This window comes from Phyllobacterium bourgognense (genome assembly GCF_003337575.1).
Taxonomy (GTDB): Bacteria; Pseudomonadota; Alphaproteobacteria; order Rhizobiales; family Rhizobiaceae; genus Phyllobacterium; species Phyllobacterium bourgognense.
The window spans coordinates 33,603-47,430 of sequence record NZ_QPJM01000018.1 but is presented as its reverse complement, the minus strand read 5'-3'; the positions used below and the strand labels follow the sequence as shown (position 1 = coordinate 47,430).

At 57.2% G+C, this 13,828-nt stretch carries 12 protein-coding genes; 2 read left to right on the top strand and 10 right to left on the bottom strand.

Features of this window, described 5'->3' with window-relative positions:
- Positions 1–4: 4 nt before the first annotated feature.
- Complete coding sequence (locus C7476_RS22835) at positions 5–1,204, top strand: DUF2793 domain-containing protein (RefSeq protein ID WP_114432160.1); 1,200 nt, start codon at positions 5–7, stop codon at positions 1,202–1,204.
- A 143-nt stretch (positions 1,205–1,347) separates the two neighbouring features.
- Here the strand turns inward: C7476_RS22835 and uraH are convergent, their stop codons facing one another.
- The 7 genes from uraH to C7476_RS22795 form a co-directional block, all read right to left on the bottom strand.
- A complete protein-coding gene (gene uraH / locus C7476_RS22830; RefSeq protein WP_114432159.1) occupies positions 1,348–1,701 on the bottom strand; it encodes a hydroxyisourate hydrolase in 354 nt (117 codons plus the stop codon).
- A 10-nt stretch (positions 1,702–1,711) separates the two neighbouring features.
- The gene (uraD, locus tag C7476_RS22825; RefSeq protein ID WP_114432197.1) at positions 1,712–2,215 is read right to left on the bottom strand and encodes a 2-oxo-4-hydroxy-4-carboxy-5-ureidoimidazoline decarboxylase; all 504 of its coding nucleotides are present in this window, start codon (positions 2,213–2,215) and stop codon (positions 1,712–1,714) included.
- A gap of 185 nt (positions 2,216–2,400) precedes the next feature.
- Entirely contained in the window at positions 2,401–4,719 is a 2,319-nt protein-coding gene (gene xdhB / locus C7476_RS22820; RefSeq protein WP_114432158.1) for a xanthine dehydrogenase molybdopterin binding subunit, read from the bottom strand.
- The gene (gene xdhA, locus C7476_RS22815) at positions 4,716–6,173 is read right to left on the bottom strand and encodes a xanthine dehydrogenase small subunit (RefSeq protein ID WP_114432157.1); all 1,458 of its coding nucleotides are present in this window, start codon (positions 6,171–6,173) and stop codon (positions 4,716–4,718) included. The genes xdhB and xdhA overlap by 4 nt, the downstream gene beginning before the upstream one ends.
- 58 nt (positions 6,174–6,231) lie before the next feature.
- Positions 6,232–6,738 (bottom strand): ureidoglycolate lyase, encoded by a 507-nt coding sequence (locus C7476_RS22810; RefSeq protein WP_114432156.1) that lies wholly within the window; start codon positions 6,736–6,738, stop codon positions 6,232–6,234.
- Entirely contained in the window at positions 6,735–7,649 is a 915-nt protein-coding gene (puuE, locus tag C7476_RS22805) for an allantoinase PuuE (protein ID WP_114432155.1), read from the bottom strand. Before puuE ends, C7476_RS22810 begins: the two co-directional genes overlap by 4 nt.
- Before the next feature lie 433 nt (positions 7,650–8,082).
- Positions 8,083–8,670: a biotin transporter BioY gene (locus C7476_RS22795; RefSeq protein ID WP_114432154.1), complete on the bottom strand. Its 588-nt coding sequence runs from the start codon at positions 8,668–8,670 to the stop codon at positions 8,083–8,085.
- A gap of 134 nt (positions 8,671–8,804) precedes the next feature.
- On the opposite strand from C7476_RS22795, the gene C7476_RS22790 reads away from it, so the two are divergent.
- Positions 8,805–9,707: an MBL fold metallo-hydrolase gene (locus tag C7476_RS22790; RefSeq protein WP_114432195.1), complete on the top strand. Its 903-nt coding sequence runs from the start codon at positions 8,805–8,807 to the stop codon at positions 9,705–9,707.
- A gap of 233 nt (positions 9,708–9,940) precedes the next feature.
- Here C7476_RS22790 and C7476_RS22785 read toward each other — a convergent pair whose 3' ends face one another.
- The 3 genes from C7476_RS22785 to C7476_RS22775 all read right to left on the bottom strand — a co-directional run bounded on the left by C7476_RS22785 (position 9,941) and on the right by C7476_RS22775 (position 13,802).
- On the bottom strand, positions 9,941–10,738 hold the full coding sequence (locus tag C7476_RS22785; protein ID WP_114432153.1) for a DUF1499 domain-containing protein: 798 nt from the start codon (positions 10,736–10,738) through the stop codon (positions 9,941–9,943).
- A 128-nt stretch (positions 10,739–10,866) separates the two neighbouring features.
- Entirely contained in the window at positions 10,867–13,188 is a 2,322-nt protein-coding gene (locus C7476_RS22780; protein WP_114432152.1) for an alkaline phosphatase family protein, read from the bottom strand.
- An 89-nt stretch (positions 13,189–13,277) separates the two neighbouring features.
- Positions 13,278–13,802 (bottom strand): hypothetical protein, encoded by a 525-nt coding sequence (locus C7476_RS22775; RefSeq protein WP_114432151.1) that lies wholly within the window; start codon positions 13,800–13,802, stop codon positions 13,278–13,280.
- Positions 13,803–13,828 lie beyond the last annotated feature (26 nt).

Below are 13,828 nucleotides of genomic sequence, written 5' to 3'. Positions count from 1 at the left end.
CCAGATGGACCAGACGACGACAAACCTCAAATTACCCTATATAGCGCCGTCGCAGGCGCAAAAGCATGTCACCCACAACGAGGCTATCCGGGCGCTCGATGCACTGGTGCAGCTCTCGGTGATGAGCCACAAACTGAAAAATGCCCCGCCTGAGCCCTCGGAAGGAGACCGTTACATCGTCGCGTCCGAGGCCGTCGTGCCATGGGCGGGGAAGACGGACCAGATCGCCGCGTGGCAGGATGACGCCTGGGCGTTCTTCCAGCCGCAGGAGGGCTGGCATGCCTGGGTTGCAGAAGAGCAAACCTTCGTCGTTTTCAATCGCAATTCCTGGAGCAGGGTAACGAGCGGAACCAACCCTGTGGATTCCGTCGGTATCAACACGGTCGCTGACGAGAACAATCGGCTGGCGTTAAAAAGCCCCGCCTCGCTGTTCGATCATATTGGTGGCGGGCATCAGCTGAAAATAAACAAGGCGGATGACGACCATGCCGCTTCGTTGCTTTTCCAGTCCAATTATCAGGGCCGGGCCGAGATGGGCACAATGTGGGGTCGTGATTTTCATATCAAGACCAGCTCCGACGGCAATCAATGGCAAGACGCCATGGTCGTCGATGGCGCCACAGGGATGGCCCGTTTTCCCTCAGGCGTCGCTCATTCGGCCACCAGCAAGAAGCAGTCCAGTCTGATTTTCCTCCCGCCAAGCGACAACGGCACGATGATTTTCCAGTCGCTGGGGGTTCGCACCCAAGCCCTGAAGACCGCCAAACTGGCTTCGATCAGCGCTGATATCGTGACTTTCACCAGCAATACCGCCGGCGAATTCTTCGGCGCCGCCATGCGCGGCCTGTCGATGGTTCGCATCTGGAATGTAACCAAAACACCGGCGCAACCGGTCTTCGCCAAATGGGATACTGCAGCGAATCAGCTGCAAGTGAGGAACGCCGACGACATCAAGCTATGGTCTGCGGGCGATACGATCCAGCTTGGCGATCCGCTTACCGGCCTCATCGCGGTTGATGTCTCGCCGCTGATGCAGAAACTTCTGGGTAGCGTATTCCGGCAAGACGGCCTTCTACTCGATGCAGGCAACACCGGGAATATCACCGTGGCCTGCAGGGATCTGTCTCCTGCATCCGCATCCAACCTCGTCTACGTCAAGAGCGATGAAGCTCGTAGCTTCAGCGTGATCGGCGTTTACGGGTGAGAGAGAGCCTTGAGAATTCAGCCTGATGAGGCAGCTGGTGTGGTTTTCGAGAACCGGAGCGCAGTGGACTTTTGGGTCCATGAGCACCGGAAGCACAGAAAATCGCATCAGATGTCCATCAGGGTGAAGCTATCAAGGCTCTCTCAACTGCCTCTGTAGGTCGAATACCCCCACGGCGTTACCAACAGAGGCACATGATAATTGCCATCGGCATTCGCTATCGAAAACCGGAGAGGAATATCGTCAAGGAACGGAGGCTCGTCACGGGCAATCTGCGATGTCTTGAAATAGTCCTCGATGAAGAACGTCAACTCATACTGACCAGCCACCATCTCATCCGGCGATAGCAGCAGCGCATCTGTCCTGCCATCCGCATTCGTAACCGCAGTCTTGAGCAAATGACGGCCGGTTTCATCGATCCGGTGCAGGGTCAACGCCATTCCGGCGGCCGGCTTTCCCGCTGCCGTATCGAGCACATGCGTGGATAACTTTCCCATCAAAAGCTCCTCATGCAAATAAATCGTCGAGACGAAAGCGTGCGATCAAAGCGATCTGCCGCAGCGCTTCGGTTACCTCTTCTCCGGAGTTATGGTTCAGGCGTTGGCGGAACGCCGCCATGATAGAATGCTTGTCATGACCTCGAACCGCAAGAATAAACGGGAAGCCGAAACGGCTCTGATACGCGTTGTTCAGCCGATGAAACTCTTCGAACTCAGCGTTCGTCAACCGGTCGAGACCGGCGCCCTTCTGCTCGCTCGTCGATTCCGCTGTCAGATTTCCCTGCCGCGCCGCCTTACCCGCGAGACTGGGATGTGCCCGTATCAGTCCGAGTTGCGCCACCTGCCCCGAGGCGTTCACGGCATTGACCATCGCTGCGTGCAGGTCCTCGGTGCCGGCAAAAGGCCGTAACTTCGCGACAGTCTCCGGAACCCAAGGCGAGTGCTCGAATATGCCGCCCAGCGCTGCAACGAAATCCGCGGCATCGAGGGAGTTGAGTTTGTCTAATGTCATATGCTGCATCGATGTTCCAATATAACAAGATAGCAATGCTGCTGTGCGTGGTTCGACAAGCTCACCATGAGGGAGGCGGGTTGTTTGCAGGTAACGAAATTCTGCGATGTAGGCGATTGTCGTTGCAGCACTCTACCTCCCTCATGGTGAGCTTGTCGAACCACGCACGGCAGCATTGCTATCGATCATACGCCAATCACTGCCTCTGCATGCCGCACAGCCCGCAAAACTGCCTCCGGGGTCGCAGGCGCATCGAGCTGCGGCACCCCGCCACGGATCGAAGCGATTGCATCGCGAATGGCCAGCCACACCGATATGCCAAGCATCAATGGCGGCTCACCGATCGCTTTGGAGCGAAACACTGTTTCTTCCCTGTTGGGCATATTGTCGAGAATGCGCACATTGAACTCAGGCGGTACGTCGCGCGATCCGGGTATCTTGTAGGTCGATGGCCCGACAGTCCGCAGCTTGCCTGCTTTGTCCCACCACAATTCTTCGCACGTTACCCAGCCCATACCCTGCACGAAAGCGCCCTCGATCTGGCCAAGGTCAATGGCAGGATTGAGCGGCGAGCCGACATCCTGCAGGATATCGGCGCGCAGGCAACGCGTTTCGCCCGTAAGCGTGTCGACAGCAACTTCCGCCACGGCAGCGCCATAGCTGAAATAGAAGAAAGGCCGGCCTTTCATCGTCTTGCCGTCCCAATGAATCTTCGGCGTCGCATAGTGTCCGGCTTCCGAGAGCTGGATGCGCTTGGCCCAGGCCATTTTCGCCAGTTCACCGAAGGATACCGAGCGATTATCTGCGTGGACGCGGCCTTCGCGATAGATGATCACATCTTCTTCGACGTCGAAATGTTCCGCAGCCACGCGTGTCATGCGCGCTTTGATGGCCATCGCGGCCTTGAACGCCGCCATGCCGTTGAGGTCCGAGCCGGTAGAAGCCGCAGTCGCACTGGTATTCGGCACCTTGCCTGTCGCGGTGGACGAAATGCGAACCATGTCGAGCTCGACCTGAAACACCTCCGCCACCACCTGCGCGACCTTCACAAACAGGCCCTGCCCCATTTCGGTGCCGCCATGATTGAGGAAGATCGACCCATCCAGGTAAACATGGACCAGCGCGCCCGCTTGATTGAGCGAGGTCAGATTGAACGAAATGCCGAATTTGATCGGCATCATCGCCAGCCCGCGCCGGATAACAGGATTGGCAGCATTGTGCGCGTCGATTTCAGCGCGGCGATAGTCCCACTCGGCGGAGCCAAGCACCGCATCCGTCACCTCGACCAGACGATTGTCCTCGACCCGCTGGCCATAGGGCGTCATGTCGCCGGTCTCGTCGCCATAATAATTGACCGCCCGTACCGCATTGGGGTCAAGCTTCAATTCGCGGGCGACCGTATCGATAACGGCCTCGATGGTGATAATTCCCTGCGGACCGCCAAAGCCGCGAAACGCCGTGTTTGATACGGTATTGGTCTTGCATGCGTGGCCGATAAAGCGCGCATTCGGAATAAAATAGGAATTGTCCGTATGGGTCAGCGTGCGAGTTATCACCGGTCCTGTCAGATCCGGCAGGTTGCCCGCCCGCGCCAGATATTCGACATCGAGACCGAGAATGCGGCCCCTGCTATCGACACCGGCCTTCCAGTTGGCGATGTAATCGTGGCGCTTTCCGGTCGCTACCATGTCATCGCGGCGTTTCAGCCGCATCTTGCAAGGTTTGCCGGTCTTGGCCGCAACCAGTGCCGCAGCCCCGGCAATGATCGTCGGCTGACTTTCCTTGCCGCCAAATCCGCCGCCCATGCGGCGCACCTGACACTCCACAGCGTTGGCGTGTACGCCGAGAATGCCGGCAACGTGATGTTGCACCTCGGTCGGGTGCTGGGTCGAAGAATGCACCAGCATTTCACCGTTCTCGCCGGGGATGGCATAGGCGATATGGGTTTCGAGGTAGAAATGATCCTGCCCGCCCATGTGCAGCTTGCCGGAAATGACATGCGGCGCGCCTGCAAGAGCAGTTTCGACATCGCCCTCGACGACCTCCTGCGGCGGCAGAACGTAGCTTTTTCGCCGGTGCGCCTCTTCGATATCCAGCACGGGCTCGAGCGTCTCGATATCGAGCTTCACCTTTTTGGCGGCGCGATATGCCGTTTCGAAATCCCTGGCGGCAACGACCGCTATCACCCGTCCTTCGTGATCGACAATATCTTCGGCAAAAAGCGTCTCGCCGTGAAGTATTGGCCCGACTTCATTGTGACCGGGTACATCCTTCGCGGCCCAGACACCAGCAACACCATCTATCGCCAGCGCTTCGGAGGCGTCAAAGCCGTTCAGCTTGCCGTGCGCCACCGGCGAAAGGACGAAGGCCGCATGCAATGTGCCAGGTAGCTCCGGCATATCGTCGATGTAGTTCGCCTCGCCCGCCACATGGCGCGCGGCGGAATCATGCGCGATGCCTTTTCCGATAATGCTGCGCTGGACGATCTTGGCGTCGATATTCATAGGGCCATAACCTCCACCGTCTCGCCAGCAACATCGCGCCAGAATCGTTCGGCGAGGTTCGCGGCAACCTGCAACCGATATTCGGCACTGCCGCGCCAATCGCTCAGCGGTTTAAACTGCGCGGTAATCGCAGTGGCGCATGCTTCTACAGCTCTATGGTCAAATACACTACCGACTAGTGCTTGTTCAGCCTTCGGCGCGCGCTGCGGCGTTGCCGCCATGCCGCCGAATGCGATGCGAGCACTGCGAACCTGACCTTCTTCGCGGACAATGGAAAACGCTGCACAGACAGTCGAGATATCCTGATCGTAGCGCTTGGAGATCTTGTAGACGCGGAACTCCTGGCCCTCCACGGGCTTCGGGATCGACACCGAAGCAATCACCTCGTCGGCACGCAGCTCCGTCTTGCGATAGTCGAGGAAGAAATCTTCGAGCGCCAGAAAACGATGCCCGCTCAAGGATGCAAGTTCAATCTCGGCTCCGAGCGCAATCAACGCCGGCGGGCCGTCGCCGATCGGGCTTGCAGTGCCGATATTACCGCCGACGGTTCCCATGGAGCGTATCTGGGTCGAACCGAAACGGCGGATCAAAGTCGCGAAAGAGGGATAATACTCGATAATACCGGCGAGAATCTCTTCCCACGTTACTGCCGCGCCAAAGCTCAAATGATCTTCGGTCTCGCGAATGGCACGCAGTTCGCGCACACGGGCAAGCGAAATCACCTCGTTCCAGTCAGTGTGATAATCCGCCAGCGCGACGCCAAGATCGGTGCCACCGCCAAGCAATATCGCGTCGGGCTTCTCCTTGCGCAGCTGCAGCAAATCATTCAACGACTGCGGCTGATGGAATGTCGAACCGGCTGCCGAAATCGTCGTGCGTGGTTCGATCTTGGCAAAGGCGGCGACGTGCGGGCCCGCAATCGTCGCCTTGCCAACCTTGCGCGCGGCCTCGACGATCGGCCGGTAGCCGGTACAACGGCACAGATTGCCCGCCAGTGCATCGTGGATATCGGAATCCGTGACTTCCGTCTTGCAAGCCGCAAGACCGGCTCCCGCAGCGCTTCTTTGCGCTGCAAGGCCGGTTAAGGAAATCACGATGCCCGGCGTGCAGAAGCCGCACTGGGACGAACCGTTTTCCGCCATCGCCGCTTGTACCGGGTGCAGCTGTTCCGTCTTCAAACCCTCGACCGTGACCACAGCGCGGCCATCGACCTGGCCCATGGCAAGGATGCAGCTGTTGGCCGCCTGGTAGTGCACGGCCCCCTCGTGGTGAGCGTCGTCGAACCAAGGGTCGCCGATCAGCACCGAGCAGGCCCCACAATCGCCCTCCGCACAGCCCTCCTTGGTGCCGGTCAGCCGCGGCCCGCTGCGCAGCCAGTCCAGTACTGTCGTATCCGGCCGGACCGAGGCCTCCTGCTTTTGACCATTCAGAAAAAAACGTATCGTTTGTGACATGTTGCCAGCTTCAACCGGCTATGCGCACCCGTCAAGGGGAAACCACTTGCCAGCTCACTCAAACGGCAAGCTTTTCAATCCTGTAGACCACATCTTCAAAGAAGAACTCCTCAAGATTATTGCCCTCGCCGCCACGATCGACGACGAGAAAATCCGACGTTTCTTCCAGTGAGATCAGTGGATGATGCCAGGCGTTGCGGGCGTAGTTGACGCCCTGACTGCCCTGGCACAGAAAGGTGACAGGTATTCCCGGCTTACCGCCGTCGTCCTCAGCCACCACAGCCAGAAACGGCCGGTTCTGCAGCGGCATGAATGCCTGGGTGCCAAGCGGATGACGTTCCAGCATGCTGATATCGACAGGCAGCGCAAAGGGCTTGCCCCGGAAGATATTGACCAGCACCCGCGCGCCCTCGCCTGTTACGTCGACATTGGCGAGATCGTGGTAGCGCTCAGTCGTGCCATCATTGATCAGGCGCAATTCCGCGCCCTCCGTCTCGATCACATCACCGAACCGCGCAAACGCTGGCTTGGTCAGCGGCTGGACGTCAAGAATGATGGTTTTCATGCACGGCTCAGATGATGGTGTTCGTGCCAATGGTTGGCGATGTCTATGCGCCGCGTGATCCACACGTCCTCGTGGTGCTGGATGTAGTCGAGAAACCGTTCCAGCGCCGCCGCCCGTCCCGGACGCCCTACCAGCCGGCAATGCAAACCGACCGACATCATCTTTGGCGCGCCATCCTTACCCTCTCGTAGCAGGCAATCGAATGTATCTTTCAGATAGCTGAAGAACTGATCGCCGGAGTTGAACCCCTGCGGCGTTGCAAAGCGCATGTCATTGGCGTCGAGCGTATAGGGCACGATCAGGTGCGGTCCCTTCGGACCTTGCACCCAGTAAGGCAGTTCATCGGCGTAACTGTCGGCGGAATAGACGAACCCGCCCTCCTCCATGACAATCTTCAGCGTGTTGTCGGAAGGCTTGCCCTGATAGATCCCGAGCGGCCGGGAGCCGGTGATTTCCGTATGCAGGCGCACAGCCTCGTGAATATGCTGGCGCTCGAGCTCTTCGGGGAAATCCTTGTATTCAAGCCAGCGCAGGCCATGGCTGGCGATCTCCCAATCAGCCTCTCTCATGGCTGCAACCGCTTCCGGATTGCGCGCCATGGCGAGGGTCACACCGTAGACTGTCACGGGCAAATTGCGGCGCGTGAACATGCGCCACAGCCGCCAGAAGCCGGCGCGTGACCCGTATTCATAGATCGATTCCATGTTGAGATTGCGCTGGCCCGGCCAAGGTTGCGCCCCGACGATCTCCGAAAGCAGGCATTCGGATGCCGCATCATCGTCGAGGATCGAGCTTTCTGCGCCCTCTTCGTAGTTGACAACGAACTGCACGGCGAGTTTCGCGCCACCCGGCCATTTCGGATCAGGCGGATTGCGGCCATAGCCAATGAGATTGCGGGGATAGTCTGCCAAGGAACGTACTTATCAGTGGGAGTGGCGCGGCTTATTATTATCCGAGCGATCCTTGCGCGTAATAAACAACGCAAAGGCACCCATCAGGAGCCCGCCTACTGGCATTATCATAAAGAGCATAAACTGTTCCAATGTCACGGTTTTAACCCTTTCAGCGTCTGTCTTGCTATCCAATGTAGTGCAATGGCCGCCATAATACAAATACTCGCCCCCGCTGCGATCAACGCAGTCGGGGCCTTTTCATTATAAATACTGGACGTTAACGGCGCCAATCCTCCAACGGCATAAAGTGCAACAGATGCCCCATTCAGCCAAGTAGCAGTCAGCTTCGTTCGCTCATTTTGAACGCTAGTCGGAATATCCAATATGACACCGATCAAAACAGGAAATTACAAAAAACACATAATGAAAACAGCGAACTGGGGCGCCGGTATCACCGGCGCTTGAGCAAAGATCCAACGGCCGGAACGATCGCGGCAGCCAATGCAAGCTTCAGCATATCGCCCACGATGAAAACACCGACGCCATAGGCGAGCGCCTTTTCGAAGCCGAAGAGATAGGCCATCCACAGGAAGCCCATGCCGAGGATAACCACTTCAGCGGCGAGCATGGCGAGGCCAAGGACAATCGGATTGCGGGTAAAGCCGTTGTCGGCCGCACGACCAACGATCCAGGCGGCAGCGATATACGACAGGAGATAGCCGCCTGTCGGTCCGACCATATAGGCGAGCCCGATGCCCTTCTCCGGTGTTCCGGTGAATACCGGCATGCCGAGCGCACCCTCGAGCAGGTAAAGCGCCATCGTCGCAACCGCGAGCCGCGAACCATAAGCCGCCGAGATCGCGAACACCGCAAACGTCTGCATCGTGACGTTGACAAAGACCATGTCGACCTTGGTCTTGGCGGCAAGCGTCATCAACGCAGTGCCGACGAGAGCGAGCGAAACAAACCACACGGCTTTGGCGAGCTGGCCTTCCGGCTGGAACGTCTCGGCAAGAGAACGAGTTTGGGCAGCAATCATGTTCGTATCCTCCGGAAGGTCGTGAACCCTAGAAATTCACGCCTCAAGCTTTCACCATTTCATGAAAAATGTATATTGAGGATCATGCCGCACTGCAATACGTCGAAAGCCGCACAAAAGGTAAATCCCGATCAATGAACCTCGTTTTCGACAAGGTATTTGCGCCGCATTATGGCGAGGCCATCGATATTGCGCCGAATATACAGCGTATCACCGTCAACAATCCGAGCCCCTTTACCTTTCACGGCACGAACTCCTACCTGATCGGCAAAGATACCCTGGCGCTGATCGATCCTGGTCCCATCGACGAAGAGCACAAGGCGACGCTCCTGCGCGCCATAGCCGGGCGCCCGGTCAGCCATATTTTCGTCAGCCACACCCACCGCGATCATTCGCCCCTGGCAAGCGTGTTGAAGGATGAACTCGGCGCAATGCTGGTGGCAGAAGGACCGCACCGCCCCTCCCGCCCGTTGCACACGGGAGAGATCAACTTTCTCGATGCGAGCGGCGACACGGAGTTTATGCCGGACATCATGGCACCAGACGATTCGATCATCGAGGGCGATGGCTGGGCGCTTCGAAGCATCCATACCCCCGGCCACACGGCAAACCACGTCGTCTTCGCGCTCGAAGGTACGGATATCCTGTTTTCCGCAGATCACGTCATGGCCTGGGCAACGTCCATCGTCGCGCCGCCCGATGGCTCGATGTCCGATTATATGGCGTCCCTCGACCGGCTGCTCGCACGGCATGATCGCGTCTACTTTCCTGGCCATGGCGGTCCTGTCACCAAGCCGAAAACCTTCATGCGCGGCCTGAAAGCGCACAGGAAAATGCGCGAGCGCGCAATTCTGGAACGGGTACGCGCCGGAGACCGCACCATTCCTGCCATGGTCAAGGTGATCTACCGCGAGACCGATCCGCGCCTGCACGGCGCCGCGGCCCTGTCCATACTCGCCCACCTTGAAGATCTCGTTGCGCGAGGCCTCGTGCAGACCGCAGGCAACCCGGCGATCGACGGCGTTTATTGGGCGTGAAAGTACCCAGTAACAGCACCAATGGTCTATGCCGCTTATCTCCCCCTTTGTGGAGGAGAAAGGATTTTCTTGGATTTAGCCTCTTCGCTAAATCCTTAGAAAATCCAAGAGAGGGGGTAGTTGAGTGAGGCAAATCCCCTCTCTGGCGATTTCTAGCACTTAGCTAAAGAAGCTAAGATGCTGAAATCGCTTTCTCTCCCACAAGGGGAGAGAAAAGGGCAGCGGTGAAGCACCTACTGCGCCGGTTCGGTCGTTTCCTCTTCCGGCTGGGCGCTCTGCACTTCGGCATCGAGAGCGGTCATGAAGGCAATGATTCGGTCGGCATTCTCGCCAAGATCATGGATGCCGTAGCGCGAAACCGAGCGCATATCGACATAGGTGGTCTCGCCCTCATCGGAAAGCCGGATAACCGCATCGCTGGTGAACCCAAGCAAAAAGGTTCGCGCCACAACTTCGAGCAGGATTTCCTCATCAACGCCCGGCTCGCCTTTTTGGGCAACAACCGTCCAGCCATTGGCAGCAATGACCTTGTTGATTGCGGTCAGAATACGATCAGGCGAGCCATCATAGCGACGGCCTGTCACCTGCGGGTAGGCGCTGGATTGAAGCGCGCGGCTGTCCTCGTCATTCACGACAGGGTTCATACGCTCGGTCCTTTGCCCGGCCGCAAACAGTTCGGGCGGATCGGTGATATCGGTCGAAATGTCGTAGATCCTCGGCAGCATCAACGCCTGATAGAGCGTCGTGGCAAAGGGCGCCAGCACCACAAACGCGATCACCATACCCCAGAAGGCACTGGGAAAGCCCATATCGCCCCGGCGCCAGACGCTGGTGAAACCCTTAAGACTGAGCAACAGAGCCAGCAGCGCGAGGCCGGCAACAATGGCGAGCAGCCAGAGAAACTCCGGCGTTTCTATACGTTCGAACCGATGGCCAAGTCCCGAAAGAACAAACAGAATGAGGCCAAGAAACGCAATGCGTACCGACCATCTGGCGGAAATCGATCGGCGGCGTCGAATATGCGGTCGCATGAGATTCCTGATTGCTGGTGACTGCGCCACAGCTAATCGCAATTTCACGCGGAGACAAGCATTTGACTCCCGGCGTGCGGTGCGTGGTCCGACAAGCGCACCACACACCTGCAGTCGTTCCGAACTTCCTACGCCACCATACCGATATAGGCCCGCTTCTTCGCATCGTATTCCAGGCCAATAGCTGGATCGCTCTTGCTGATCTTGCCGTTTTCCAGATGCCCGGCATAGCGGCGCAGAAAATTATTGGCGTTGACGCCGTCGACAACGGCCACATCGTACCAGCCATCCTTTGTCGCGATCTCGACAGTGGTTGTTCCACTGACTTCCTTCGCCTTGTCGATCACCTGTTCGGTACCCGAATAGGCATCGATCAGTTTCAGCTTGCTGCTCGCCGTTTGCCATTTCTCAAAGACGATCTGCAGCTTCTTGCCGTCATCGGCCGACTTCATCTCGATGATGTTCGGAAGTTGCGTTTGCTGCGCGTCCAGCGAATCTCCGGAAAACTCGAACAGATAGCCGTTGGGGCCATGAATGGCGTGCTCGTAGACGCCATTTGCAATCTGGGCGTAGTCCATGACTTCGATGGGCTTTCCGCCCGGCTTCACACCTTCGACGCTGTAGTACCAGGATGGCGCGTCCGTCCTCGAATAGGGGGTAACATAAAATGCCGCCCCGAGAGCCCCTCTATTGCGGATCACCCATTCGACGCGCTTCTTGCCATCACCATGGGTACCGAAGCGGAAACACACCTGAAAATCATAACCAATGGGAAGGATTTCGCAGCGTGTTTTATCCTGTTTGGTGCCGATCGGCTTGCCCGCATAAGCGTCAGCCTTAACGTCGGCAATCCCCGGTGTGAAAAAGGCCAGGTTGGCCGCCCTTGCGCTTGTACGATTGGCATCGGTAAGGATCGTCGCTTTTTCACCGGGCGCGATGAGTTTGTCGAGTCCTTCGGTCCGCGTCCGGCTGAAATCGAACGTACTGGTCAGATCCCCGGCAATGGCCTGGCGCCAGGAGGAGATGGTGGAAAAGGCCGGCGTGGCAGCGTCTTGCTTGCCACGGGCTATCAGCCATTTGTCGAGAAAGCGAATGACAGACGTATGGTCGAAAGTCTCCGAATTGACCCGCCCGCCGGCACTCCACGGCGAGATGACCAGCATCGGTACGCGCGACCCCATCCCGAGCGGAATTGTCGGTTTGACTTTTTCGTATTTCGCGTCTTCCACAGGGTCACCGGAGACCTTGTCCGGATGCTCGGAATTGAAATCGCGAGCCACGCTTGGCGAAGTCACTTTGATCCCGGGTGAAACCTGGCCTAGACCCGAATTCAGCGGAGGAACTGGTGGCAGTACGTGATCGAAGAAACCGCCATTCTCATCATAGGTGATCAGGAATAGAGTCTTGTGCCAGACCTTCTTGTTGGCGGCAAATGCCCGCAAAATCTCATGCACATAATATTCGCCGAAATGCGGTGGATATTTTGGATGTTCGGTGAAGGCTTCCGCCGGCACGATCCAGGATACTTCCGGCAATTTGTCGTCGACAATGTCCTGTTCGAACTGCGACGGCTTGTTGGCATCCGTGCGCAACACCGAATTGACGCTCTGGTTTTTCTTGTAAAGTGCAGTCGTCTTGTCTCCATACTCCTTGAAAAACTCGAGCGTGTTGTCACCATAATTTCCGGCAAATGCATCATTCGTCCAGGTCAGACCGTCCTGATAAAATTTCCAGTCGATTTTCAGGTCTTCCAGCTTTTCCGGATAGGTTTTCCATGCAGGCCTCGGCCCCACTTTGCTGCTGAAGAACGCATTGGCTGCCAGGCCATTGCAAGTCCCGCTCCAAAAGTAGCTGCGATTGGAATCCGTCGCGCCGTTATGCGAACAGAAATAGGCATCGCAGAGCGTGAAGGCTTTTGCCAGTTTAAAATAAAGCGGAATATCAGCTTCAGTATAGTGAGCGAAAGACACGTAGTCCTTGTATTCTTTCCACTGATCCATCAAACCGCCATTCCAGGCATAAAGGCCGGTGTCGTATCCATGCGCCGGGTCGGCCATGAAGACGCTCCCCGCGCTATCGGCCGGGATCGTTTCCCCGTCGATGCCCGATTCATGGGCTTGCAGCTTGGGCAGCCGATAAGGTCTTGCACCATCCGACTGTTCCCAGACCGGATTGCCGTTACGTAACCGCAAAGGCCTTGGGTCACCAAACCCGCGCACGCCGCGCAGCGTCCCGAAATAATGGTCGAAGGAACGGTTCTCCTGCATCAGGATCACCACATGCTCGATGTCGGCAAGCTTACCGCCCGGGCACTCGGCAGCGCTGGTCAGCAAGTCCTCGATCGTTGTGGATTGTGCCAGCGCCTCCTGCATATAGGCCGAGCAAGCGGTGTAGGCGGCGGCACTAGTGCCGGCAAGGCCCAGCATCTTGATGAAATCACGTCTATCCATAATGGCTACCTGAAATTTTTTGAACAAAGGATGTTGGAGTGAAAGGGCAAAGCGGCCAAACGAGCGCCGCCTGGACCCTAGCCAACTGTTTATTGGCAGACTTTTGCGACGAGCTTTGCCAGCGCCGCGTTTAACCGGTCACGATCGGAGATTGCAGCGTCGCGCTCCGATGTCATCTTGATCAGATTGTCCCCGGAAATTTTCAGTGCATCGAGCTTCGCCTCGAGTTCGCCTTCAAACCCGGTCTTGCCGTCAGGTCCGATCTTGCCGGTGCTTAGCGCATTCTGGTGTTTTATCTGCAACGCATCATGATCTGCCTGCAAAGCCAGATAATTTTGCTTTTCGGCTTCGATGCTGGTGTTCAGACCTGCGATTTTCTGCAAACTGGCGTCGCGTTCGCCGGTAAGTCCGGCAATGGTCACGTTAGCGGTACTGAGTTGCCCGGCAAGTTCCTGATTTTTCCTGGTCAGTTCGTCTTTGGCTTTGTTTGCCTGCTCGAGCTCCGCCGTCACCGCATCGAAAGTCGACTTGGCAACCTTGTCCGAATTCGAATCCGATCCATTACATGCGGAAAGCAGGATCAACGGAAATACCAACAATAGATTCTTTTTCAAAATGAATACTCCAAAGTAAAAGTTGT

Coding starts and splice junctions, on each gene's coding strand:
- C7476_RS22835 (WP_114432160.1), top strand. CDS start 5: ATGGACCAGACGACGACAAACCTCAAATTACCCTATATAGCGCCGTCG.
- uraH (WP_114432159.1), bottom strand. CDS start 1,701: ATGGGAAAGTTATCCACGCATGTGCTCGATACGGCAGCGGGAAAGCCG.
- uraD (WP_114432197.1), bottom strand. CDS start 2,215: ATGACATTAGACAAACTCAACTCCCTCGATGCCGCGGATTTCGTTGCA.
- xdhB (WP_114432158.1), bottom strand. CDS start 4,719: ATGAATATCGACGCCAAGATCGTCCAGCGCAGCATTATCGGAAAAGGC.
- xdhA (WP_114432157.1), bottom strand. CDS start 6,173: ATGTCACAAACGATACGTTTTTTTCTGAATGGTCAAAAGCAGGAGGCC.
- C7476_RS22810 (WP_114432156.1), bottom strand. CDS start 6,738: ATGAAAACCATCATTCTTGACGTCCAGCCGCTGACCAAGCCAGCGTTT.
- C7476_RS22795 (WP_114432154.1), bottom strand. CDS start 8,670: ATGATTGCTGCCCAAACTCGTTCTCTTGCCGAGACGTTCCAGCCGGAA.
- C7476_RS22790 (WP_114432195.1), top strand. CDS start 8,805: ATGAACCTCGTTTTCGACAAGGTATTTGCGCCGCATTATGGCGAGGCC.
- C7476_RS22785 (WP_114432153.1), bottom strand. CDS start 10,738: ATGCGACCGCATATTCGACGCCGCCGATCGATTTCCGCCAGATGGTCG.
- C7476_RS22780 (WP_114432152.1), bottom strand. CDS start 13,188: ATGGATAGACGTGATTTCATCAAGATGCTGGGCCTTGCCGGCACTAGT.